Origin of the sequence: Streptomyces sp. NPDC059740, from assembly GCF_042733155.1 — a bacterium.
In the GTDB taxonomy this organism is placed as follows: Bacteria; Actinomycetota; Actinomycetes; order Streptomycetales; family Streptomycetaceae; genus Streptomyces.
The window spans coordinates 152,276-175,865 of record NZ_JBHWGP010000002.1; the positions used below are offsets into that span (position 1 = coordinate 152,276).

19 protein-coding genes and 1 pseudogene are annotated in these 23,590 nt (G+C 75.0%); 11 read left to right on the forward strand and 9 right to left on the reverse strand.

Going from position 1 to position 23,590, the window contains the following annotated elements; all coding sequences use genetic code 11:
• Positions 1–66: 66 nt before the first annotated feature.
• The 6 genes and pseudogenes from alc to ACFV3R_RS03490 all read right to left on the reverse strand — a co-directional run bounded on the left by alc (position 67) and on the right by ACFV3R_RS03490 (position 7,551).
• Positions 67–1,218: an allantoicase gene (alc, locus tag ACFV3R_RS03465; RefSeq protein WP_385574709.1), complete on the reverse strand. Its 1,152-nt coding sequence runs from the start codon at positions 1,216–1,218 to the stop codon at positions 67–69.
• Between the two features lie 343 nt (positions 1,219–1,561).
• Positions 1,562–1,801: pseudogene (locus ACFV3R_RS03470) on the reverse strand (hypothetical protein); the annotation flags it as partial.
• Between the two features lie 102 nt (positions 1,802–1,903).
• Positions 1,904–3,697: an alpha-L-fucosidase gene (locus ACFV3R_RS03475; protein WP_385574711.1), complete on the reverse strand. Its 1,794-nt coding sequence runs from the start codon at positions 3,695–3,697 to the stop codon at positions 1,904–1,906.
• Positions 3,698–3,919: 222 nt separating this feature from the next.
• Positions 3,920–6,358, reverse strand: a complete 2,439-nt coding sequence (malQ, locus tag ACFV3R_RS03480; protein WP_385574714.1) for a 4-alpha-glucanotransferase — start codon at positions 6,356–6,358, stop codon at positions 3,920–3,922.
• Entirely contained in the window at positions 6,358–6,612 is a 255-nt protein-coding gene (locus ACFV3R_RS03485; RefSeq protein ID WP_385574717.1) for a hypothetical protein, read from the reverse strand. The genes malQ and ACFV3R_RS03485 overlap by 1 nt, the downstream gene beginning before the upstream one ends.
• Positions 6,613–6,996: 384 nt before the next feature.
• Positions 6,997–7,551 carry an HNH endonuclease gene (locus ACFV3R_RS03490; protein WP_385574720.1) on the reverse strand — a complete coding sequence of 185 codons (555 nt, stop codon included), beginning with the start codon at positions 7,549–7,551 and terminating at the stop codon, positions 6,997–6,999.
• A gap of 343 nt (positions 7,552–7,894) precedes the next feature.
• Between ACFV3R_RS03490 and ACFV3R_RS03495 the strand changes: the two genes are divergently transcribed.
• Positions 7,895–8,953 carry a mechanosensitive ion channel family protein gene (locus tag ACFV3R_RS03495; RefSeq protein WP_385574723.1) on the forward strand — a complete coding sequence of 353 codons (1,059 nt, stop codon included), beginning with the start codon at positions 7,895–7,897 and terminating at the stop codon, positions 8,951–8,953.
• 43 nt (positions 8,954–8,996) lie between these two features.
• Here the strand turns inward: ACFV3R_RS03495 and ACFV3R_RS03500 are convergent, their stop codons facing one another.
• Positions 8,997–10,052: a helix-turn-helix transcriptional regulator gene (locus ACFV3R_RS03500; RefSeq protein WP_385574726.1), complete on the reverse strand. Its 1,056-nt coding sequence runs from the start codon at positions 10,050–10,052 to the stop codon at positions 8,997–8,999.
• Between the two features lie 112 nt (positions 10,053–10,164).
• Between ACFV3R_RS03500 and ACFV3R_RS03505 the strand changes: the two genes are divergently transcribed.
• Complete coding sequence (locus tag ACFV3R_RS03505) at positions 10,165–10,596, forward strand: DUF3224 domain-containing protein (protein WP_385574729.1); 432 nt, start codon at positions 10,165–10,167, stop codon at positions 10,594–10,596.
• 124 nt (positions 10,597–10,720) lie between these two features.
• Here ACFV3R_RS03505 and ACFV3R_RS03510 read toward each other — a convergent pair whose 3' ends face one another.
• Positions 10,721–11,020, reverse strand: a complete 300-nt coding sequence (locus tag ACFV3R_RS03510) for a hypothetical protein (protein WP_385574732.1) — start codon at positions 11,018–11,020, stop codon at positions 10,721–10,723.
• A gap of 37 nt (positions 11,021–11,057) precedes the next feature.
• On the opposite strand from ACFV3R_RS03510, the gene ACFV3R_RS03515 reads away from it, so the two are divergent.
• The 7 genes from ACFV3R_RS03515 (at position 11,058) to ACFV3R_RS03545 (ending at position 18,777) form a co-directional block, all read left to right on the forward strand.
• Complete coding sequence (locus ACFV3R_RS03515; protein WP_385574734.1) at positions 11,058–11,480, forward strand: TetR/AcrR family transcriptional regulator C-terminal domain-containing protein; 423 nt, start codon at positions 11,058–11,060, stop codon at positions 11,478–11,480.
• A 327-nt stretch (positions 11,481–11,807) separates the two neighbouring features.
• Positions 11,808–12,950, forward strand: coding sequence for an ROK family transcriptional regulator (locus tag ACFV3R_RS03520; RefSeq protein WP_385575475.1), 1,143 nt, complete (start codon positions 11,808–11,810; stop codon positions 12,948–12,950).
• A 186-nt stretch (positions 12,951–13,136) separates the two neighbouring features.
• Positions 13,137–14,534: an ABC transporter substrate-binding protein gene (locus ACFV3R_RS03525; protein WP_385574737.1), complete on the forward strand. Its 1,398-nt coding sequence runs from the start codon at positions 13,137–13,139 to the stop codon at positions 14,532–14,534.
• Positions 14,535–14,546: 12 nt separating this feature from the next.
• On the forward strand, positions 14,547–15,563 hold the full coding sequence (locus ACFV3R_RS03530; RefSeq protein WP_385574740.1) for a carbohydrate ABC transporter permease: 1,017 nt from the start codon (positions 14,547–14,549) through the stop codon (positions 15,561–15,563).
• 7 nt (positions 15,564–15,570) lie between these two features.
• Complete coding sequence (locus ACFV3R_RS03535; protein ID WP_385574743.1) at positions 15,571–16,479, forward strand: carbohydrate ABC transporter permease; 909 nt, start codon at positions 15,571–15,573, stop codon at positions 16,477–16,479.
• Between the two features lie 7 nt (positions 16,480–16,486).
• Positions 16,487–17,749 carry a 6-phospho-beta-glucosidase gene (locus ACFV3R_RS03540; protein WP_385574746.1) on the forward strand — a complete coding sequence of 421 codons (1,263 nt, stop codon included), beginning with the start codon at positions 16,487–16,489 and terminating at the stop codon, positions 17,747–17,749.
• On the forward strand, positions 17,740–18,777 hold the full coding sequence (locus tag ACFV3R_RS03545; RefSeq protein ID WP_385574749.1) for an N-acetylglucosamine kinase: 1,038 nt from the start codon (positions 17,740–17,742) through the stop codon (positions 18,775–18,777). The genes ACFV3R_RS03540 and ACFV3R_RS03545 overlap by 10 nt, the downstream gene beginning before the upstream one ends.
• Positions 18,778–18,909: 132 nt before the next feature.
• On the opposite strand, the gene ACFV3R_RS03550 is transcribed toward ACFV3R_RS03545, so the two are convergent.
• Positions 18,910–19,596: a FadR/GntR family transcriptional regulator gene (locus ACFV3R_RS03550; RefSeq protein ID WP_385574752.1), complete on the reverse strand. Its 687-nt coding sequence runs from the start codon at positions 19,594–19,596 to the stop codon at positions 18,910–18,912.
• Positions 19,597–20,009: 413 nt separating this feature from the next.
• Between ACFV3R_RS03550 and ACFV3R_RS03555 the strand changes: the two genes are divergently transcribed.
• Positions 20,010–21,320, forward strand: a complete 1,311-nt coding sequence (locus ACFV3R_RS03555; RefSeq protein ID WP_385574755.1) for a hypothetical protein — start codon at positions 20,010–20,012, stop codon at positions 21,318–21,320.
• A gap of 336 nt (positions 21,321–21,656) precedes the next feature.
• The gene (locus tag ACFV3R_RS03560; protein WP_385574759.1) at positions 21,657–23,366 is read left to right on the forward strand and encodes a PP2C family protein-serine/threonine phosphatase; all 1,710 of its coding nucleotides are present in this window, start codon (positions 21,657–21,659) and stop codon (positions 23,364–23,366) included.
• The last annotated feature ends 224 nt before the right edge of the window (positions 23,367–23,590 follow it).

Consider the following 23,590-nt stretch of genomic DNA (forward strand, 5'->3'; position numbering starts at 1 on the left):
CCGGTGAGTGGCCGGTCGCCCGGCGGCAGCCCCCTCCGTCTGCCGCCGGGCCGCCGCGGGCGGGGCTCAGCCCCCGCACTCCTCGAAGCGCCGCCGCAGCGCCGCCTCGCCGGTCTCGGTGAGGCCGCCGTGGAGCCGCAGGCGGGCGATGCCGCCGTCGGGGAAGACGTCGACGCGGACGTGGGTGGCGATGACGGCCTCGGGCAGCACGAAGCGGTGCGGGGTGTCGGGCTGGAGGCGGGTGCGCGGCAGGACCTGGACCCACGAGGACTCGTCGGCGGGGTCGGCGCTCTGCGCGTCGCAGGCCCACAGCGCGACCCAGCCGGCGGCGTTGCCCTTGTAGTAGCCGGTGTCGAGCTCGACGGCGCGGATCGAGCCCTGGGCGGCGAGGCGGAAGCGGACCCAGTCGTTGGTGCCGCGGACCCGGCGGCGGCGGTTCTCCCAGCCGTCGTCCATCTTGCGGGAGAGGTCCGGGGTGATGATGTTGGTGGGCGGCGAGTAGAAGCGGTCCGATGCGTCCTCGACGTCACCGCCGTTGAGGACGGAGACCAGGTCGAAGGTGCCCAGGGCCGCCAGCCACGCCGGGTCGGGCACGACCTCGCCGTGGACGCGCAGCCGCGCGACGCCTCCGTCGGGGTGCTGGTTGAGGCGCAGGTGCGTGAAGCGGCGCTCGGAGGTGACGGCGAAGCCGTTGGCGGCGTGGCCGAGGACGGGGCTGCGCGGGACTATCTCCTCCCACTTCACGTCGTCGGCGAGCAGTTCCTCGGGGCCGGGGTTGCCGGGTACCGAGGTGGCCTGGACGCTGATCTGCTGCGGGTAGTTGCCGCGGAAGTGGGCGGTGTCGACGATCAGACCGCGGATGACGCCGGGGGCGGCCAACCGGACGATCGCCCAGTCGTGCTCGTCCTCGGTGGGGAAGGGGTGGTCGCCGTCGGCGCCGCGGCGGCGGCGGGTCTCCCAGCCGTCCATGATCTTGCCCTTGTGGCCGAAGTGTTCGGGGTCGAAGACCGGGCGGGCGGGGACGAGGAGGTTCTCGCGCTCGGCGAAGAACTCGTCGTTGGCAGCGATGACGCCGGCGCCGAAGCGGCGGTCGGCGAGGTCGACGAGGGAGGTGAAGGACTGGTCACCGGAGGTCCGGTAGTCCGCGTACGGGTCGCCCCCGCCGTAGGGTGCGGCGTCGTTGGCGTGCGGGTCGGTGGCGTTGGCTGCCTGCGTCATCTGCTGCCTTTCGTCGTGGCCGGGGCGTCCGTCCGGGGTGGGGGCGGTGGGACCTCGTGCGTCGTCCCCTTGACGATGACAGCAGCAGAACCGACAGGTCTATCGAAAGTTTCCTCCTACACCGTTCAGCACAACTGAAAGGTGCCGAATACAGCGATGCGCACCCGGGTGATGCCCCCGGACACACGCAAGCGGCGGCGCCCCCGGGACCACTGGGGTCCGCCGGGGGCGCCGCCGGATGTGAGGCGTCGGTCGGGGAGGGTCAGGCTCCGCTGCCGGCCGCGGTGGACGCGGTGCCGGCGCCCTCACCGCCGCGGGTGTCGGGGCCGTGGCCCGCCTTGGCCTGCTTGCGGGACCTGTCGCCGACCATGACCAGGCCGGCGATGACCAGGAACAGCAGGACGGGGATGCCCACGTAGAGGCCGAGCGTCTGGGCGATGCTCAGGCCGGGGCCCGGGTCGTCACCGTCGTCGCGGGTGAGCGCGAACGCGGGGGACGACAGCAGCAGCACGAAGGCGGTGCCCGCGGCGAGGGTGCCGGCGCGCAGGGCGCTCTTGTTGATCTTGTTGACCTGGTTGCTCACGTTGCCAAGCTATCGGACGGTCCCCCGCGACACGCGCGCGGGGTACCGCACGCGCGTCGGTGTCGCCCCCCGCCGGGTGACGCGGGCCCGTCCGCCCGCCCGTCAGGGGGTGGAGCGGTGCACGGTGACGGGCAGCAGCCGGGGGGTGGCCCGGGCGGCGCCGACGTGGACGCGGACGGCGTCGGCGGTGACCGGTGCGGGCAGGGGCAGGATGCGGCAGGCGCCGATGGTGGTGCCCTCGGCGATGTCCCGCCAGGCACCCGCGACCCGCGCCTGCACCGTGAAGCTCTCCACCCGCTGGCCGTGGCGGACGTCCTCCGCCAGCCGGACCCGGTCGAAGGTGGCGGGCCCGTGGTGGCCGCGGCCGAGCAGGTCGGTGCCGTAGGTGGCGCGGACCCGGTCGCCGAAGGCCGTCAGCTCCTCGACGTCCGCCGCCTCGATCCGGCCGTCCTTCGCGGGCGGGATGTTCAGCAGCAGGCAGGCGTTGCGGCCGACACTCTTCTCGTAGAGGTCGACGAGGGTGCCGGCGCTCTTGGGGTGCTCGTCGGGGTGGTGGAACCAGCCGGGCCGGACCGAGACGTCGGCCTCGGCCGGGTACCACTGGAGGTACCGGGTGGCGGGGTCGAGCAGCTTCTCGCGGGAGCCGATGTCGGGGTCGGTGGAGTCGTTGGGCAGCCCGCCGGCCATGACGGTCCACGGGTCGACGGTGGAGGGGGTGACGGACCACTCGGTCTCGCGGGCCACGCCGTCCTCGTTGCCGACCCAGCGCACGCCCTGCGGCCCGGCGAAGACGACGGTGTCCGGGGAGAGGGCGTGGATGAGGCGGAACCACTCCTCGGGGGCGTAGGTCTGGGTGACGCCCGCGTCGCGCCAGGGGTTGGCGCCGTCCAGCCACAGCTCGTCGAGGGGGCCGTACTGGGTGAACAGCTCGTAGACCTGGTTGAGGTAGAAGGCGTCGTAGTCGTTGACGTGGACGGTGAAGGAGGGCAGGCGACCGCTGCGGACGGCGGAGGTGCGGTCGTCGCCGGGGACGAGGGTGGGGATGGTGTGCTCGGTGACGGCACTGCCGTTGCCGTAGCGGCCCAGTCCGGCCGGGGCTCGGCCCTTGTCGGCGAGCGCCATCTCCTCGGGGAGGCTGAGCTGTTCGCCGCGGTCCTTCTTCTCCTGGACGCTCTCCACCCACCGGGCGTGCCAGGCGTGCGGCAGTTCGGCGCCGTCGGCCGGCGAGAGGTAGACGCCGACGCGGAGTCCCGCCGCACGGGCCGCCTTGACGTAGCGGCCGAGGACGTCGGGGCGGCCGGGGCTGTGGGCGACGGAGTGCGGGGTGTAGCGGGTGGGGTAGAGCACGAAGCCGTCGTGGTGCTTGGCGGTGAGCATGGCCTGCTGGGCGCCGGCCGCCCGGTAGACGGCCATCCACTGCTCGACGTCGATGTCCCCCGGTGCGAACCACGCCTCGTCCTCGGTTCCCGAGCCCCACTCGCGGTCGGTGAAGGTGTTCATCCCGAAGTGGGTGAAGGCCGTGACGCGCCGCTGCTGCCAGGCGAGTTGGCCCTTGCGGGGAACGATGTTGGCGGCCTTGGCGATGATCCGCTCGGGGGTGTCGCCGGGCTCGACGCGCATCTGCGGGGCGGGGCGGACGGCGGACTCCGCGGTGGCCTCGCCCCCGGGATGCGCGGCGCCGGCCGGGCGGGCCCGGGCGGGGGTCGCGGTGAGCGCGGGCAGGAGGGCGGCGGCTGCTCCGGCGAGGAGGGCCGCGCGGCGGCCCGGGCCGGCAGTGGCGTGCGGTGGTGCGGACCGGCCCGGCGACTCCGGTGGGCCCAGCGGCTCGGGCGGAGCGGCGTCCGCAGCGGCGTCCGGGCCGGCAGTGGCCTCAGGTCGGTTGGCGCGTCCCCGCATGGTTCCCTCCACCTCACCGACCCCATAGGTCGGATGTATTGGGTTGCCTTGCGGGCATGATGCCGGAACCGGGCAAGCGGGAGAAGAGCCGTGACAGAACTCGGCGTCGACACCTCCTACCTTCTCCCCCGGGTGCGGTGGGTGAGCGCCCTGGTCCGCGCGCAGTCGGGCGGCCGGCCCCGCGCGCTGCCGGGCCGGCCGTACCGTGCCGGGCGCCGCCCGTCAGGGAACGGTGGGTGCGGGGCCGTCCGTCGGGCGGAGCCCGGTGCCACCGGCCAGCGGTGGCCGCTCCCGCAGTGGCGCCAGCTCCCGCATGAGGGCGTGCAGGCGCGGGGAGGCGACGATCTCCTCCAGCGTCACCGGGCGGCCGCTCGCGTCGCTGATCGGCAGGCGCCAGTTGGGGTACTGGTCCCAGGTGCCGGGCAGGTTCTGGGGGCGGCGGTCGCCGACGGTGTCGGGCAGCCAGACGCCGACCATCCGGGCCGGGGTGCACACCAGGAAGCGGTGCAGCGCGCGGACCGCGGCCTCCTCCTCGTGCGTCCCCCCGGTGAGCATGCCCAGACGCCCCAGCAGAGCGAGCCACTCACCGGTCTCGGCGCTCTCGGCGCGCCGCTCCTGGGCCAGTGGCCGGTCCAGCAGCCCGAGGCGGTCCCGGAGCGCGGCGTGCTCCCCGGTCAGGCGGGCGGCGGTGGTGGGCAGGTCGTGGGTGGTGACCGTCGCCAGGCAGTCGGCGCGCCACTGCTGCGGCGGCAGGATCGGAGCGTGGTCGCCCTGCGCCGCCGCGGTGTCCCTGCCCTCGGGCTCCTCGGGCGGGGCGCTCCGCTGCGGCCCGGCGGGGCGCGGCACGCTCGCCGGGCGGGCGTCCGCGCCGGTCTCCGCCTCGGGGGCCGCGGTCAGGAGTGCCGGTTCGCCCGCGCGCGCGGCGGCTGCGGTGAGCGGTTCGGGGGCGGGGCCGGGGGCCTCCTCCGCGGCCGGTGCGGGTCCGGGCGCCGGTTGCGCGGTGGGGGCCGCCGGGGTGTCCGGGTGGTCGGGGCCCGCCCCGGCCTGCTGCTGCGCCTGCCAGTCCCGTTCGAACCAGAGCACCGAGGTGCCCAGCAGGCCGCGGTCGGCGAGGGTCTCGCGCACGCCGGGCTCGACGGTGCCGAGGTCCTCGCCGATGACGACGGCGCCCGCCCGGTGGGCCTCCAGCGCCAGCAGGGAGAGCATCGCCTCGGAGTCGTAGCGCACGTACGCGCCCTGTGTGGGCGGGCGGCCCTCCGGGACCCACCACAGCCGGAACAGGCCCATGACGTGGTCGATGCGCAGCCCGCCGGCGTGCCGCAGCATGCTCTGGAGCAGTTCGCGGAACGGGGCGTGGCCGAGCCGGTCGAGGGTGTCGGGGCGCCAGGGCGGCAGGCCCCAGTCCTGGCCGCGGGAGTTGAAGGCGTCGGGCGGGGCGCCCACCGACATGCCGGCGGCGAAGACCTCCCGCGCGGCCCAGGTGTCGGCGCCGTGCGGGTGGACGCCGACGGCCAGGTCGTGGACCAGTCCGATGCCCATCCCGCCCTCGCGCGCGGCGCGTTGGGCCGCGGCGAGCTGCTCGTCGGTGTACCAGGCCAGGCGGCTGTGGAAGTCGACGCGGTCCATCAGCCCGGTCCGGGCGCGGCGGGTGTGCGCCGAGTGCGGGTCGCGCAGCGCCTCGGGCCACTCGCGCCAGTCGGAGCCGTGCACCTCGGCCAGGGCGCACCAGGTGGCGTGGTCCTCCAGCGCGGAGCCGCGCGCGGCGAGGAAGTCGCAGTAGGCGGCGCGGCGGCCCGGGGAGAGCGGGACGGCGCGGACCAGTTCCAGCGCCCGCCGCTTCAGCTCCCAGACGGCGTCGCGGTCGATGAGCGCGTCCTCCTCCAGCACCCCGCGGCGCAGCGCGGCGCCCTCGGCGAGCAGCCGGTCGGCCTCGGCGCGGGCCTCGCCGGTGAGGAAGGCGTACTCCGGGACGTCCTCGACCCGCAGGTGGACGGGGTCGGGGAAGCGGCGCGAGGAGGGGCGGTAGGGCGAGGGGTCGGTGGGGTGGCCGGGGACCGCGGCGTGCAGCGGGTTGAGCTGGAGGAAGCCGCTGCCCAGGGCACGCCCGGACCAGGAGGCCAGGTCGGCGAGGTCACCGAGGTCGCCCATGCCCCAGGAGCGCCGGGAGAGCAGCGAGTAGAGCTGCACCAGGAAGCCGTGGCAGCGGCCCTGCGGGGCGGGGATGCGGTCGGGTGCGACGACGAGGTGGGCGCGCGCGGAGCGGCCGTCGGGGGTGTGGGCGCGCAGCGTGTGGACGCCGAGGGGCAGCCCGCCCCGGCCGTCCTCGCAGACGTCACCGGGGCGGCCCAGGCCCGCGCCGACGGGGGCCTCCAGCGTCTCGCCGTTCTCGGTGTGCACCTGGAGGGCCGTCTCGGCGGGGAGGTGCGGCAGGGTCAGCGGGCGGCCCGGGCGCACCACGACGGTGCCGGGCAGCAGCGCGCCGCCCTGCGCGTGGTCGTGGGCGTCGAGGGCGGCGCGTACAGCTTGGGAGGTCGAGGCGTCGACTCCGAGCGCGGCGAGCACGGCGACGACGGTCTCCTCACCGACGTCGACCCTGCGGCCCGGGGACGGTTCGTAGGACGTGGACACACCGTGCAACCGAGCGAGCCGCGCGCGACCCATCAGACCTCCATGGTCTCCATGCCCAGGACGGTCGCGGTCGGCTCGCTGGTCAGCGGCAACTCGGCGGCCATCGGGGATTCGCTGGTGAGGGGGGCGGCGTCGGCGAGTGGCGGTTCACTGGTCAGAGGGGGCTCGACGATGCGGAACGAGCCGGTGCCGTCCAGGACGGAGTCGGGGTCGGAGACTCCGTCGTAGAGGTCCGGCTCGCAGGGTTTGGAGAGGGCGTCGAGCAGCAGTTGAGCGGATGCGGCCACGGTGGGCCTCCCGTTCGTCGACAGTGGGACAGCAGGGCCCTACCCAGTGGACGCCACCGCAGACGTCTTCGCCGTCGAAACGTGGCCCAGGTCACACGATCGCGGGATGTGGCGAATTGACGGCGGGGAGGGGCATCTCACAGCAGAGAGATGCCGCATTCAGGACATCCGGGCGAACTTCTTGCGGCCCGCGCTCCACGACCATTCTCCCCCGGAAGGCACGCCGCCGCCTCACGGCCCATCGCGGGCCGACCGCGCGGGCACCGCGCACCACCGCGTGGCCACCCACCGTGGCCGGCGGAGGCGTGAGCGGCCACGGGGCGGCCGGGCGCGGTCGGGGGCCGGCCCGGCGGCCGGCCGGCTCCCCCGCGGTTCCGGGTCTCCCTACGCAGAGGCCCGGACCTGCGCCGTCACGGCGTCGATCCGGGCCAGGGCGTCCTCCGCACCGTAGGGTTGCAGGTAGGGCAGCCAGCGCGGGTCCCGATGGCCGGTGCCGATGATGCGCCAGGCCAGACCACTGGGCGGGGCGGGTTGGTGCCGTAGCCGCCAGCCGATCTCGGCCACGTGCTTGTCCGCCTTGACGTGGTTGCAGCGGCGGCAGGCGGCGACGACGTTCTCCCAGGTGTGCTGCCCGCCACGGCTGCGGGGGATGACGTGGTCGACGCTGGTTGCGACGCCACCGCAGTACACGCACCTGCCGCCGTCCCGCGCGAACAGGGCGCGGCGCGTCAGGGGGACTGGGCCTCTGAGGGGGACCCGGACGAATCTCTTGAGTCTGACCACGCTCGGAGCGGGGATGACGCGTGTTGCGCTGTGCATGAGGGCGCCTGAGTCCTCAAGGCTGACGGCCTTGTCGTTGAGGACGAGGATGAGCGCGCGGTGGAGCGGTACGACGCCGAGCGGCTCGTACGACGCGTTGAGGACCAGGACATGCGGCACGGTGCCTCCTTGTACGCCGGCGGCGCGTGGCTCGCGCCGGGACGATCTCTCCACAGTCTCCCCTGTGGCCCGGCCGCCGCGCCACCATGACCAGGTAACAGGCGGGAGGTGTTTTCGACCACACCAGTCAGTACATTCCCCCATTTCGGGGCCGTCGCCCTCGAACAGCGGGTCGGTCCCCCCGCGTTACCCCGTTAGTGTGGTTGACCTGCCCGGGTCCGCATCGAAGGACTCCTGACGGCCCACGGCGGCCGGCGGGTCCGGGACCGTCCGCAGGCGCCGGGAGCGCGGGCCGACCGCGCCGCCGGGTTTCGGGCAGGACGTATTCCCACGGAGGTTCGCAGTGCACTGGTCAGCCCCCCTGGCCGCCGCTTCACCGTCCCCCGCCCCGTTCGACGACGCCACGGCGCGCGCCAACGACGCCGCGGGGTGGATACAGGCCAACTGGTCCGCCTGGCTCGGCGCCGGTCTGCGCATCGTGCTGATCATCGTGATCGCCGTGGTGCTGCGGAACCTGGTGCGGCGCACGATCACCAAGCTCATCAGCCGGATGAACCGCAACGCGGGCTCCCCGCACGGCACGGCCCTGGGCGGTCTGCTCGTCAACGCCGAGCGGCGGCGGCAGCGCTCGGAGGCGATCGGCTCGGTGCTGCGCAGCGTCGCCTCGTTCGTGATCCTGGGCACCGCGGCCCTGACGGTGCTCTCGGTGCTCAACATCAACCTGGCGCCGCTGCTGGCCAGCGCCGGTGTCGCCGGTGTGGCCATCGGCTTCGGCGCCCGCAACCTGGTGACGGACTTCCTCTCCGGCGTGTTCATGATCCTTGAGGACCAGTACGGCGTCGGCGACGAGATCGACGCCGGGGTGGCCACCGGCACGGTCATCGAGGTGGGACTGCGCGTCACCAAGCTCCGGGGCCCGAACGGCGCCATCTGGTACGTCCGCAACGGCGAGGTCAAGCGCATCGGCAACCTCAGCCAGGGCTGGTCGACGGCGGAGGTGGACGTCCACGTCCGGGCCGACCAGGACCTGGAGGGCGCGCGCGGCGTCCTGGTCTCCGTCGGCGAGGAGATGTCGAAGTCGGAGCCGTGGAACGAGCAGCTCTGGGAGCCGGTGGAGGTGCTGGGCCTGAGCGACGCCAACCTGGACACGGTGACGATCAGCCTCACCGGCAAGACCATGCCCGGCCGGGCCCCGGCCGTCGAGCGCGAACTGCGCTGGCGCGCCAAGAAGGCCCTGGACGCGGCGGGGATCACCCTGGCCTCGGCCACCACCGCCAGCGCGGCCGACGCCGAGGCGGCCGACCCGGCCGCGGGGGTCGCCGCGCCGTCCGCCCTGGCCAGCCCGACCTCGCCGCAGTCCCTGGCCGCCTCCCCGATCGCGTCCCCGAAGCTCGGCAAGTAGGCGACGACCCGCCGCCCCGGCCCGCCCCGCCGTCGGCCGGGCCTCAGTCCGGTGCGGCCCGCGGCGGGCCCGGTGGCGGGGCGGCCCGGTAGCGTCCCGCCAGCACCGCCACCGTCCCGGCGACCGCCGCCCGCAGCTCCGGCGGTCCGACCACCTCCGCCTCGGTGCCCAGGCGCAGCAGGTCGCCCACGGCCACCGCGAGGCCCTCCACCGCCAGCTCCACCCGCACCCACCCCTCGGCGTCGGGCTCGCCCGCGTCCGCCAGGGCCCGCCTGCCCGCCGCGCCGAACCACATCGGCAGCAGCGCCACGCCCCGCGGGGAGAGGCGTACCAGGGCGGTGCCGCGGTGGCGGGCGGCCTCCAGCCGGTGCGCGGAACGCTCCCAGTACGCGGCGAGGTCGAAGCCGGCCGGCCGCTCGAAGCGGTCCCCGGCGGGCTCGGCGGCGAGCAGCCGCGACACCCGGTAGGTCCGCACGGCCTCCTCCGCACCCGGCGCCGCACCTTCCGCCGCCGCACCCTCCGCTGCCGCCTGCTGCGCGCCGGTCGCGGCCAGGTACCAGATGCCGCCCTTGAGGACGAGGCCGAGCGGCAGCAGCCGCCTGTGCACCTCGCCCGCCCAGCGGCGGTAGTGGACGTCCAGCACCTGCTGCTCCCACACCGCCGTCGCCACGGTCGCCAGGTGCGGCACGGCGTCCGCGTCCCGGAACCAGGCCGCGGGGTCGAGGTGGAACCGCTCCTGCACGCGCTGCGCCCGGTCCCCGGTGCCGGGCGGGAGGGCCGCGGTCAGCTTCAGCCGGGCGGCGGCCAGCTCAGGTCCGAGTCCCAGGTCGCGGGCGGGCCCGGGGCCGCCGGCGAGGAAGAGGGCGGCGGCCTCCTCGGCGGTGAGCCCGGTAAGCCGGGTCCGGTAGCCGTCCACCAGCCGGTAGCCGCCCTCGGGGCCCCGCTCGGCGTGGACCGGTACGCCCGCCGCGCCGAGCGCCTCGACGTCGCGGTAGACCGTCCGCACCGACACCTCCAGCTCGGCGGCGAGCTGCGGGGCGGTCATCCGGCCACGGTTCTGGAGCAGCAGGAGCAGGGTGAGGAGCCGGTCGGCGCGCACGGAGGTCAGTATCCCCGTACCTGACAGGGGGTGTCAGGTACGGCCCTCAGGCTGTTCCCCGACCGCGCGGCCACCACCGCACCGGCGAACCGCCCAGAGAGACGGAGCCCCCATGTCCGCACGCACCACCGGCACCTTCACCTTCCGTGACTGGCAGGAGAAGACCCTCACCACCTGGGGCGCGCCCCCTGCCGGCCCCGGCGGGGAGGGGCCCAGGCTCGCCCACGCCGGGGTCACCAACTCCTTCACCGGCGGCATCGAGGCGCCCGCGACCACCTGCGAGTACACCATCACCTACGTCACCGCCCGTGCCGGCACCTTCACCGGTATGCAGGTCCTCACCGGCCGGCTCGACGGCCGCGAGGGCACCTTCGTGGCGGAGGAGCGCGGCGGGTTCGGGGAGGACGGAATCGTCCGCTGCACCTTCGAGGTCGTTCCCGGTTCCGGCACCGGCGCGTTGAGGGGGTTGCGCGGCACCGGCACGTACGTGGCCCGGCCGGGCGCGCCGTCGGTGGAGTACGCCTTCACCTACGAGCTCGGCTGACCCGGCGGGCCCGGCCGTCCGCCACCGCACCGGGCACCGGGCTCCGGGAGCCGGAACCGGCCGGCTGAGGAGCCCCCGGGGCCCCTCGGGCCCACCACCGGCCGGCCGCCCCGGGCGACGTCTGTCAACTCCCCACCAGGCCCTCGTAGTCCGGCAGCGCCACCGCGCTGCTCACCTTCTCCCCCACCCTCAGCATCGCCCGCAGGAAGACCTGGCGCCGCAGCAGGGCGTTGCGGGTGGCCATGCCGAGGCGGGTCGTGGGGGCGAGGAAGCGGCCGGTGCGGTCGCCGCCGGACTGGCAGCGGGTGGCGTAGTCACGCAGCAGGTGCTCGTAGCGGCGGAAGGCGGTGGTGTGGTCACCGCGGGAGCGGGCCAGTTCACCGGCGAGGACGTACGCGGCGACGACCGCGGTGCCGGTGCCCATGCCGGCGACGGGCGAACCCGCAGGGTGGCGCGCCGCGTTGACCGACTGGGCGCACAGCCTTCACGCCACCCTGCAACGCCATCCCTGGCTGGTGGACGCCGTGGTGGGCCCGCGGGTCATGGGCCCCAACGAACTCACCTGGATCGAGGGCGCCCTGCGCGCCCTGGACGGCAGCGGCCTCAGCGGGGCCGAGCAGATGGACGCCGTGACGCTGCTCTCCGGACACATCCGGGACATCGCCCGGCACGCCCGCGCCTCCGGGCCGTCCGGCAGCCCGGAGGGGCAGATCCTCGGCTGTCTGACCGAGGTCCTCCACGACCACCCGGACCGCTACCCGGCCCTGGCCGCGGCCCTCGCCTCCCCCGCCGGACCGCAGGACCGCGACCAGGCACTGGAGTTCGGCCTGGAACGGATCCTGGACGGCCTGGCGGCGCTCATCGCACGCCGCCGGACAGGCTGAGCCGGGGGCCGGACCCGCCGGCCCCCGCCGGCCACCGCCCACGCCGCACGAGGCTCCCGCTCCGGACGCCCGAACAGGACGTTTCCGCCGACCCATTGACGCGACCTGGACCGCGGCCTTACCTTCCTCATCACTGATTGGAAGGTTTCCTAACAGTTCCCGCCCGGTGTTCCGGCCGCGGGCCCAGGGTCTCGGATTGCGGAGGTGAGGACGGTGGCGGACGGCACGGCCGGCAGGTTCGGTGAGAGCACCGCGGCGTCCTCGGGCGCCGCCACCCGGTCCACGGGCCGGCGTCCCTCACCCGGCACCCCCAGCGTTCTGCGCGCCATGAACGACCGGGCGGCGCTGGACCTCCTGGCAGCGCACGGCCCGCTCACCCGGGCCCGTATCGGTGAGCTGACCGGGCTGTCCAAGCCGACCGTCTCGCAGGTGCTGGGCCGCCTCCAGCAGTCGCGACTGGTCCGGGCCACGGGCAGCGCGACCGGCGGTCGGCCCGGCCCCAGCGCGCAGCTCTACGAGGTGGACCCCGAGGCGGGGCACGTCGCCGCCCTCGCCGTCGACCCGGAGGGCATCACCGCCTGCGTCGCCGACATCACCGGCCGCGTGACGGGCCGCAGCCGGGTACGGCACGACGCCGTGGCCGCCGAACTCCCCGACCGCACCGGTCACCTGGTGGCGCACGCCGTGGACGCCGCGCTGGACGCGGCCTCGCTGACCCGGGACCGGCTGCACCGCGCGGTCATCGGCACGCCCGGCGCCGTGGACCCCGGCACCGGCGTGCTGCGCTACGCCCCCCACCTGCCGGGCTGGCACTCGCGCGAGCCGGCCGCGGAGATCGCTGCCGTCGTCGGCGTGCCCGTGGTCATCGAGAACGACGTCAACCTCGCCGCGCTCGCCGAACGCCACCACGGTGCCGCCCGCGGCCACGAGGACTTCGTCCTGCTGTGGGCGGACGCGGGGGTGGGCGCGGCGATCGTGCTGGGCGGACGGCTGCTGCGCGGCGCGACGGGTGGTGCCGGCGAGGTTGGCTACCTGCCGGTGCCCGGGGCACCGCTGGTCCGCGGCGAGGACGCCCGGAGCAGTGGTTTCCAGCAACTGGTCGGCGCCCCCCGCGTGGTGGAGCTCGCCCGCTCCCAGGGGTTCGGGGACGTCACCACGCTCGATGACGCCCTCGGCCACTCGCCGGTGCGTGAGGAGGTCGCCCATCGGCTCGCCGTCGGGCTGGCCGCCGTCGTCGCCGTCGTCGACCCGCGCCTGGTGGTGCTCTCCGGCTCGGTCGCCCACGCCGGCGGGGAAGGGCTGCGCGCCGCGGTGGAGCGGGAGATGACCGGTCTGGCGCTGCCCCGGCCCGAGTTGCGCATCAGCGAGGTCCAGGGCGATCCCATCCTCGCCGGCGCGCTGCACACCGCCCTGGACGCGGCCCGGGACTCCGTCTTCGACACCTCGCGCAGTACCCCCGCGCCGGCCTGAGGCGCGCCGCCACAGCGCACGCGAACGTCACACCTCACGACCGCCGCACCCGCACGTCCGCCCCACCGCGCCGACGCCCCGCCCCGCTCCGGCCCCCGGCCGCCCCGTGTTCCGCCCCTTGCTGTCCGTCCCCGCCGTCCCCTCCTTCTCCGCCTCCGCCTCCGCCTCCGGCAAAGGAAGTCCGCAATGACGCGTCTCCTCCGGCGAGCACAACCGCCCGCCGCGCGCCGCCGCACCCCCCACGTCCCCGGCCGCTGGCCACGCCCGGCCCGCCTCGTCCCGCTCGCCCTGGCCGGGCTGCTGCTGGCCGGGTGCGCCAACCCGAGCGTCGGCAGCGCCCACGACGACCCGACGAAGCCGGTCACCCTGACCTTCTGGCACGGCTGGTCGGAGAAGAACGAGGTCAAGGCGATCGACGACAGCATCGCCCGGTTCGAGGAGCAGCACCCCAACATCCACATCAAGTCGATCGGCAACGTCTCGGACGCCACCATGAACCAGGCGCTGCGCGCCGGCGGCAGCGAAGCCCCGGACGTGGTCTCCTCCTTCACCACCAACAACGTCGGGCAGTACTGCTCCTCGGGGATGTGGGCGGACCTGGACCCCTTCCTCACCGGCTCCGGCATGGACAAGAAAAAGGTCTTCCCGCAGACGCTGCTGGACTACACGCAGTACAAGGGCGACCAGTGCGCGCTGCCGCTGCTGGCCGACGCCTTCGGCATGTACTACAACAAGGACCTCTTCGAGGCGGCCGGCATCACCCGGCCCCCGCACACCATGTCGGAGATGGCCCGCGACGCGGCGAAGCTGACCAGGCGCAGCCGGGACGGGAAGCTGGAACGCGTCGGCTTCATGCCCGACTTCCGCCTCTATCAGAACAGCCCGGACCGCCTCTTCGGCCAGTGGAACCCCACCTACTTCGACTCCCGCGGCAAGGCGGCGCTCGCCCGCGGCGGCAAGGCGAAGGACTTCTACACCACCCAGCGCAAGCTGATGGACGCGCAGGGCGGCTACGACGCGCTGGAGCGGCTGCGCTCCTCCTTCGGCGACGAGATGTCCTCGCAGAACGCCTTCCTCACCCAGAAGGTCGCCATGCACCTCGACGGTGAGTGGCGCGGCCTGATGCTCAAGGACGCCGGCGCGAAGTTCCACTGGGGCACCGCCCCGCTGCCGGTCCCCGACGACCAGGCCGGCACCTACGGCCGCGGCTACCTCACCGGGACCGTCGTCGGGATAGCCCACAGCAGCACCCACCAGAACGCCGCCTGGCAGTTCGTGAAGTTCCTGACCACCGACACCGACCAGGTCGTGGACTTCGCCAACGCCATCCACAACGTGCCCTCCACCAAGGCCGCCCTGGCCTCGCCCCGGCTCGACGCCGACCCGGCCTTCCGCGCCTTCCTGGACATCGCGAAGAACCCGCACAGCACGGCCGTGCCGCCCTCGACCAACGGCGGCCAGTACATCGTCGACCTCCAGGACTTCTCCTACGACGTGGAGGCGGGCAAGGTGCCCGACCTCGACGCGGGGCTGCGACGGCTCGACGCCCAGATCGACGCCGACAACCTCCAGTCCGAGAACTGACGGAGCTGACCCATGGCCCTCTCCTCCCCCCTGCCGGGCGCCCCGTCCCCGGCCGCGCCCACCGCGGCGCCCGCCCCGCCACCGGCGGCCCCCGACGCCCTGCTGCGCCGCAAGCGGCTGCGGGAGCGGCTGACGACGCTCGGCTTCCTCTCGCCGTGGCTGGTCGGCTTCTCGGTGTTCTTCGCCTACCCGCTGCTCGCCACCGTCTACTTCTCCTTCATGCACTACAACCAGATCAAGGCACCCGACTTCGTGGGGCTGCGGAACTGGAAGTACGTGCTGACGCAGATGCCGCTGTTCGGCCCGGCGCTGTGGAACACGCTGTGGCTGGTGGTGGTGATGGTGGCGCTGCGGGTCGTCTTCGGCCTGGGCGTCGGCATGCTGGTCACCAAGGTCAAGTCGGGCGCCGGGCTGTTCCGCACCGCCTTCTACCTGCCCTACCTGGCACCGCCGGTGGCCGCCACGGTCGCCTTCGTCTTCCTGCTCAACCCCGCCTCCGGCCCCGTCAACGCCGTGCTGGACGCGGTGGGGCTGCCCACCCCCGGCTGGTTCAACGACGCCGCCTGGGCCAAGCCGTCCCTGGTGCTGCTGTCCCTGTGGGGCATCGGCGACCTGATGGTGATCTTCATGGCGGCGCTGCTGGACGTCCCCAAGGAGCAGTACGAGGCGGCGCAGCTGGACGGCGCCGGGCCGTGGGCGCGGTTCCGCTACGTCACCTGGCCCTCGATCACGCCGATCGTGCTGTTCGCGGTGGTCACCGGCGTCGTGCAGACCATGCAGTACTACACGCAGGCGCTGGTGGCCGGGAAGCTGGCCTCCGGCGTCTCCATCGGGCCCGGCTCGGTGATCCAGCCCGGCTACCCCGACCACTCGACGCTGACCGTGCCGCAGCTCGTCTACCAGCTCGGTTTCGAGAACTTCAACACCGGGGCGGCGTGTGCCCTGTCCCTGGTCCTGTTCGCCATCGCCATGGCGGTCACCACCCTGCTGATGCGCAAGCGCGCCGGCCTGCTGAGCGCGGAGGACTGAGAAGACCATGGCCACCACCACCCTTCCCGCCCGTGACGCCGCCCGCCCGCTGCCCGGCCCCGGTGGACGCCGGGCCGCGTCCCGGGCCCGCCGCCGCCAGGTGCTGCACTGGGTCGCCGTCCACTCGCTGGCGATCGCCGCGGCCCTCTTCTTCGTCCTGCCGTTCGTCTTCGTCCTGCTCACCTCGGTGATGAGCGACGACCAGGCGCTCAGCGGCGACCTGTGGCCGCATGCCTGGCACTGGTCCAACTACCTCGACGTGCTGCACACCCCCGGCTTCCTGGACTGGTGGCGCAACTCGATCACCTACGCGGTGGCCGGGACGCTCCTGACGGTCTGCTCCTCGGTTCCGGTGGCCTACGCACTGGCCAAGTTCCGCTTCCGCGGCCGGCGCACCGCGATGATCCTGGTGATCTCCACGATGATGCTGCCGCCGCAGGTCGTCGTCGTCCCCATGTACCTGGTGTGGGCCCAGCAGTTCCACCTCGCCGGGTCGCTGTGGCCGCTGGTGATACCGATGGCCTTCGGCGACGCGTACTCCATCTTCCTGCTGCGGCAGTTCCTCCTGACGATCCCGAAGGAGTACCTGGAGTCGGCGCGGGTGGACGGCTGCGGCGAGCTGCGCACCCTGCTGCGGATCGTCGTGCCGATGTCGAAACCGGGCATCGCGGCGGTCGCCCTGTTCCAGTTCTTCTACTGCTGGAACGACTACTTCGGCCCGCAGATCTACACCGCTCAGAACCCCGCCGCCTGGACGCTCAGTTACGGGCTGGAGTCGTTCAAGAGCGCCCACAACGTCAACTGGAACATGACGATGGCCGCCACGCTGCTGGTGATGGCGCCGGTCATCCTCGTCTTCTTCTTCGCACAGAAGGCCTTCGTCGAAGGCGTCACCCTCACCGGAGTAAAGGGCTGAACCGCACATGAAGCTCGCAGTGGTCGGCGGTGGATCGACCTACACACCCGAACTTGTCGACGGATTCGCGCGGTTGCGCGAGACCCTGCCGGTGGAGGAGCTGGTCCTGATCGACCCGGCGGCCGACCGGCTGGAGCTGGTCGGCGGCCTCGCCCGCCGCATCCTGGCCGCCCAGGGCCACCCGGGGACGGTGCGCTGGACCTCCGACGTGGACGAGGGCGTGGACGGCGCCGACGCGGTCCTGCTCCAGCTCCGCGTCGGCGGCCAGGCGGCCCGCGCCAGGGACGAGGCGTGGCCGCTGGAGTGCGGCTGCGTCGGCCAGGAGACCACCGGAGCCGGCGGCCTGGCCAAGGCGCTGCGGACCGTGCCGGTGGTGCTGGACATCGCCGAACGGGTCCGCCGCCGCAACCCGGACGCCTGGATCGTCGACTTCACCAACCCCGTCGGCATCGTCACCCGCGCCCTGCTCGCCGAGGGCCACAAGGCGGTCGGCCTGTGCAACGTGGCCATCGGCTTCCAGCGCAAGTTCGCCAAGCTGCTGGACCTGGCCCCCGACCAGCTCGCGCTGGAACACGTCGGGCTGAACCACCTCACCTGGGAGCGGGCGGTGCGCGTCGGCGGCCCCGAGGGCGAGGACGTGCTGCCCCGGCTGCTCGCCGAGCACGGGGAGGCGGTCGCAGCCGACCTGCACATGCCGCGCGCCCTGCTGGACCGCCTGGGCGTGGTCCCCTCCTACTACCTGCGCTACTTCTACAGCCACGACGCGGTGGTCGCCGAAATGCGGGAGCGGCCCTCACGCGCCACCGAGGTCGCCGCCATCGAGAAGCAGCTTCTGGACATGTACGCCGACCCCACGCTCGCGGAGAAGCCCGAGCTGCTCGGCAAGCGCGGCGGCGCCTTCTACTCCGAGGCCGCCGTCGCCCTCACCTCCTCGCTGCTGCGCGACACCGGCGACGTCCAGGTCGTCAACACCCTCAACAACGGCACCCTGCCCTTCCTCCCGGACGACGCGGTGATCGAGGTGCCGGCCACGGTGGACGCGAGCGGCGCGACTCCGCTGCCGGTGCGGCCGCTGGAACCGCTCTTCGCCGGCCTGGTCGCGCACGTCACCGGCTACGAACACCTCGCGCTGGAGGCGGCGTTGAAGGGCGGCCGGGGCCGGGTGTTCGACGCCCTGCTCAGCCACCCGCTGGTGGGCCAGATCGACCGGGCCGACCAGCTCACCGACGCCCTCCTCGCGCACAACCGGGAGCACCTGCCGTGGGCCTGACCCCCACCGCCCCCGGCGGCGTCCTCCTCGCCGTCGACGCGGGCAACAGCAAGACCGACGTCATCGCCCTCTCCCCCGACGGCACCGTCCTGGGCAGCGCCCGCGGCGGCGGCTTCCACCCGCCGCAGGTCGGCGTGGCGGCGGCGGTGGACGTCCTGGCGCCGCTGGTCGCCTCGGTGGCGGAGCAGGCCGGACTCGACGGGCCGGCCGAGCACCTCAGCGCCTTCCTCGCCAACGTCGACCTGCCGGTGGAGGAGGCGGCGCTGGCCGAGGCCCTGACCGCCCGCGGCTGGGCCCGCACCCTGGAGGTCGGCAACGACACCTTCGCGCTGCTGCGCGCCGGCCTGCCCGACGGGGTGCCGCCGGCCGGGGTGGCCGTGGTCTGCGGCGCCGGCACCAACTGCGCCGGCACCGCGCCCGACGGCCGGGTGGCACGCTTCCCCTCCATCGGAGCGATCTCCGGCGACTGGGGCGGCGGCAGCCACCTGGCGCGCGAGGCGATCTGGCACGCCGCCCGGGCGGAGGACGGCCGGGGCGAGCCCACCGTCCTCGCCGAGACCGTCCCGGCCCACTTCGGGCTGGCCACCATGCCCGAGCTCATCGAGGCCCTGCACCTGGGCCGCATCCCGGCCACCGCCCGGCACGGCCTGGCCCCGGTGCTGTTCGCTGCGGCGGCCGGCGGCGACCCGGTGGCCCGCTCGCTGGTGGCCCGGCAGGCCGAGGAGATCGTCGTCATGGCGACCGTGGCGCTGCGCCGCCTGGACCTGCTGGACGAGCCGGTGCGCGTCGTCCTCGGCGGCGGCGTCCTGGCCGCCCGGCACCCGCTGCTGCACGACCAGGTCACCGCCCTCCTCGCCGAGCGTGCGCCCAGGGCCGTACCGCACGTCGTCGTCGCGCCACCGGTGCTGGGGGCCGCGCTGCGCGCCCTGGACCACGCCGCGGCCGGTACCGGTGCGGCTGCCGGAGCCGCCGCCTGCGAGCGGCTGCGCGCGCACTACGCGGCGACCGGGACGGCGACGGCGGCCTGAGCCGGCCGTCCGGGGCGGCCCGGGGCACCGGGCCGCCGCTGATCCGGGCCGCCGGCGCCGCAGCCGGCAGCGACCAGGCCCGGGCGGTGCCGGGGCGCCTCCGGCGGCTCCTGGGGTCTCGGGCGGCCCCGGTCAGCCGTCGAGCGGCAGGGCCAGATCGCGGACGTGGCCGGCCAGCAGCATGACGGCCGCGTCCACCGCGGCGGCCGGGTCACCGGCGGAGATCGCCTGGAAGAGTTGGAAGTGCGGGTCGGTGGCCGCCGCCGCGGCGCTGTCGAAGCAGGCGGCCCGCCGCAGCTCCTCACGCAGGGCCGCGCTCAGCGAGCGGTAGATGTCGGCGAGCACCGGGTTGGCGCTCGCCTCCGCCACCAGGACGTGGAACTCCACGTCGGCGGCGGTGAACGCCTCCCCGTCCCGCTCCCGCAGCGCCGTCCCGCGCCGCTCCAGCGCAGCGGCGATGGCGGCGAGCTGCGCCTTCGTGCGGTGCCGGGCGGCCCCGCGCGCCGCGACCACGTCCAGGCCCTGCCGGACCTGGGTGACGTGGCTGAGTTCGGCGCGCGCCAGCCGTCTGCGGAGCGCCACCGCACTGTCGTCGTCGGAGACCACGAAGGTGCCGTCGCCCTGCCGGGTCTCCAGCAGACCGGCATGGACCAGGGAGCGGACCGCCTCCCGCAGCGAGGCCCGGCTGACGCCCAGCGACTCCGTCAGCGCGCTCTCGGGCGGGATGCGGCTGCCGACCGGCCAGGCCCCCCGGACGATGTGGTCGCGGATCTCGTCCGTGGCGGTCTCCACCAGTGACGCCCGTCGTACCGCCGGCATCTCCACACGCTCCTCTCCCCGTTCGGCCTCCGGTCCCCCGGCGCCCACGACGGCCCCTGCCCACCCGTACCGGCCCGCCGCCCACGGCGTCCACTCGGCCGCCCGTGCCTGGCATCGTAGAGCGTCGCCCCCGCCGGGTCCCGGCCACGCGGCCCGGCCGCGCGATGCGGTCCCTTCACACCGGCCCCGGCCTCCCGACCGGGCGTGATCCCCGCAATCACGGTGTGGCGAGGCGTGCCGGGCGGCATACTCGCTGCGGGACGCCCGCCGCGGGGGCGTCGGCGGACGGGGACGGGGACGGGAGGGGCGTACGGCAGGGCTGCCGGGGACGACCGGAGGGGCGGGCAGGACTCGCCGCATCCCGGAGCGGGTAATGCTCCGGGCAGGCATTCGCAGGCGCAGAGAGGTGGCCCATGGGGGCTGAAGGAATCCGTTCCGGCTCCGCCCGGGGCCCGCACGCCGCCCCGCGACGCCCGCAGGGACCGGTGATGGGCCGGGAGGACGTCGACCAGTGCCTGGACCGGCTGGCCGCCGAACACGAAGCGGTGGAGACCTCGTTGCTGGCCCTCCAGGACCACGCCGGCCGCCGCCTGCTGGAGGGCACCGAACTGACCGGCGTCACCCGGGAGCGCTGGGCGGCCACCGAGGACGCCGTCACCGTGCTGTGGGCCCACTTCGACGCGTTCACGCAGCGGCTGAAGACCGTCCGCGAGCTGCGCGAGCGGCGACGCTGGCCGACGCCGGAGGAACTGGCCGAACTCACCGTGTTGCTGCGGGAGCCCGCGGCGCCCGCAGCAGCACGGCCCGGGGACCACACCGCGCAGGCCGCCGACGCCCTCCCGCTCCCCGCCCTCGTCGACCGGCTGAACGGCCTGTACGCCCGCGCCCTGGACGTGGTGGTCTCCGCCGACGCGGTGTGGTCGACGCTGCCGGCCCGCATCGACCTGCTCGCCGCGGAACTGCGGCGCACCAGGTCGCTGGCGCACTCGGTGGGCGTACGGCCCGGCGAACACCCGGCCGGGGACGAGCTGGAGTCCATCACCGACGAGCTCACCGGGCTGCGCTCCCAGGTGCTCGCGGACCCGCTGGCCTTCTGGGTACCGGTCGCGGGCGGGAGTTCGGCCCCCGGCGCGGGCCGCCCCGACACCGAGCGCTACGACCGTGCCGCCCGCGCGCTGGAGGACGTCCGCCGCGAGGTCGAGGCCGTGCTCCACGTACGGCAGGACGCGGAGCAGCGGTTGATGCGGGTGCGCGACGTCCTCTCGCGCGCCGACCGGACACTGGACGAGGCACGACGGGCGCGCGGCGAGGTGCTCGCGAAGATCGCAGCCTCCGAGGTGCCCGCGGTGTCCGGCCCCGCGACCGCGCTGCACGAACAGCTCGCGCTGGCCGTCGACCACCGCAGGCACGCCCGCTGGCACCGGCTCTCCCCGCTGCTGGAGCGGCTGGAGGAGCTGGCCGAGGAGGAACTCCACCGGGCCCGCGAGTCGTTGACGGCGGTGACGGCACCCCTGGCGGTCCGCGCCGAACTGCGCGGCCGGCTGGACGCCTGGCGTGCCCGGGCGGCCCGGCACGGTCTCGCCGACGACCCGGTGCTCGTCGAACGGCACGACGCGGCACGGCGGATGCTGTGGAGCGGGCCGTGCGACCTGCGGGCCGCGGAGGCCGCCGTCACCCGCTACCAGCAGGCCGCGCTCCGGGCCTGCGAGTCCGGGGAGGCGTGAGAGGATGCCGCCCCGTTGCGGTGCGCTGCGAGGGGAGACCTGCCGGCCGGTGCCGTCCAGTGGATACTTACCGGTAGCGTCCGGTGGGCCGACGACCGTCGACGGCTGACCGGGCACCCGGGAGGCCGCCGTGCCGGCAAGCACGTGGCGCAGGTCCGGCGTTCGGGGTTCCGGCGTCGGCGACCGGGGTCGGCGTGCCGCAGACGTAGAGGACTGACCGGGGGGAACGGGGCGACCGTCTCCGCCCAGGACGTGGGTGTGACCATGGGTGAGACGGAGTTGTCCCGGTGCCCGAGCTGCGCGGAACCCGTGCAGCCGGCTGACAGGTTCTGCGGGATGTGCGGCGCGGCCCTCCGGGCCGCCGCGCCCGACGCGGCGCCACCACCCACGCCCGACGGGCCCGTCGCCGCGTCCGCCCCCGACGACGCCGCGTCCGCCCCGGACCTCGCCGCTTCCGTCCCACCGGCGCCTCCCGCTCCACCCGTCTCGCCCTTCGATCCGACCGTTCCGGGGACGGCCGCTCCGGCCGCCCCGCCCCGGCCGACTGCGGCTCCGGGGACGGCGGACGGAGTCGCGGCAGGACCTCACGGCGGGGCGACGGTCGTCGAGGCGGCGCCGCTGGACGCCCCCCGCACCCCCGCCCAGCGCACCCATCCCCTGCCGGCGGGCGCCCCGCCCCTGCCGCCCTACCCGCCGGGCACCGCCCCGGCCCCGCCGCAGCCCCGCCGCTCACCCGAGGCAGGCACCGCCACGGGTACCGAGGCCGACGCCGCAGTGGTGGGAACGGTCACCGCTTCCGCGGCCGGCGGGCCCCGGGCCGACGACGGGGGCGAGGCAGACCCGGCGCCGTCCGGCGGGAGCGGCGGTGCGCCGGGGGCGGCCGGGAACCAGCCCGAGGGGCCCGCCGGTCCGCCGGCGGCGACCGCCGGTGCGGAGCAGGGCGCGGCGGCCGGTAGGGGAGCTGAAGGCGGCGCCGGAGCCGGGGACGACCGGGAGGCAGCGCCGGCGGACCCCCGCCTCCTGGCGTACGACGAGCAGCCCGGTGCCCGCGACCCCGACCGCGTCTGCGCCTTCTGCGGGCGGGAAGCCGTGGCGGCGAACGGTTTCTGCACCGCCTGCGGTCAGGCCCGCCCCGGTGAGCGCGACCACATGGAGGAGGAGTTGGACACGGTGGCCGCCGTCAGCGACGTGGGCCACCGTCACCACCGCAACGAGGACTCCTTCGCGGTGACGAGCACCCTGCGCCCCGACGGCACGCCGGCGGTCGTCGCGGTGGTCTGCGACGGGGTGTCCTCCGCCTCCCGTCCCGACCAGGCCTCGGCGACGGCTGCGGCGACCGCCGGTGACCTCCTGGTCGAGGCGCTGGCCGGCGGCACGGATCCCGCCGAGGCCCTGGCAGCCTCCGTCCACGCGGCGGCGGAGGCGGTGAACGCCCTGGTGCGGACCGGCGGCACCGACGCCGGCCCGCGCGAGGAGCACGCCCCGGCCTGCACCTTCGTCAGTGCGGTCGTGAGCGGTGAACGGCTGGCGGTCGGCTGGGTGGGCGACAGCCGGGTGTACTGGGTGCCCGACGCCCGCGAGGGCACCGCCCGTCTGACCGAGGACGACTCCTGGGCGGCGCAGATGGTGGCGCACGGCTTCCTCACCGACGCCGAGGCCCAGGCCGATCCGCGGGCTCACGCCATCACCGGCTGGCTGGGCGCGGACGCGGAGGAACTGGAGGCGCACACCGCCGTCTTCACACCGGAGGGGCCCGGGGTCGTCGTGGTGTGCAGCGACGGACTGTGGAACTACGCCGAGTCGGCGCAGCAGATGGCCGCCCTGGTGCCGGAGGGGGCCGGCGGGGCGCTGCTGGCGACGGCCCGTCACCTGGTGGGGCACGCCCTGGAGTGCGGCGGTCACGACAACGTCACCGTCGCCGTCCTCCCGTACCCGGTCCCCGCCCCGGCGGAGGGGAGCGTGGCCGGGGAGGGTGCGGCGGCCGAGGACGGGGCGGCGGACGAGGAGGGGGCGGCCGGGGACGGCCAGGGGACACCGAACGGCTGACGCCGCACCCTGCGCGGGTGACCGGTCCACCCCTCCGACCTGCCGTTCTTCGCTTTCGCGGCGGCCCCTGGCGGCGCCGTCGCGCCGGCCGGCGGGTCCGGTCCCCCTCCTCCGCGACCCCGGCGTCATGACGAACCCGCTTGCGAAGGTGGTAGGCGCGGTCGAAGCGTCGGCGGGTACTGTGCGACTGGAAGCGAACGCTCCTGGGGCGTGCGGGTGACCGA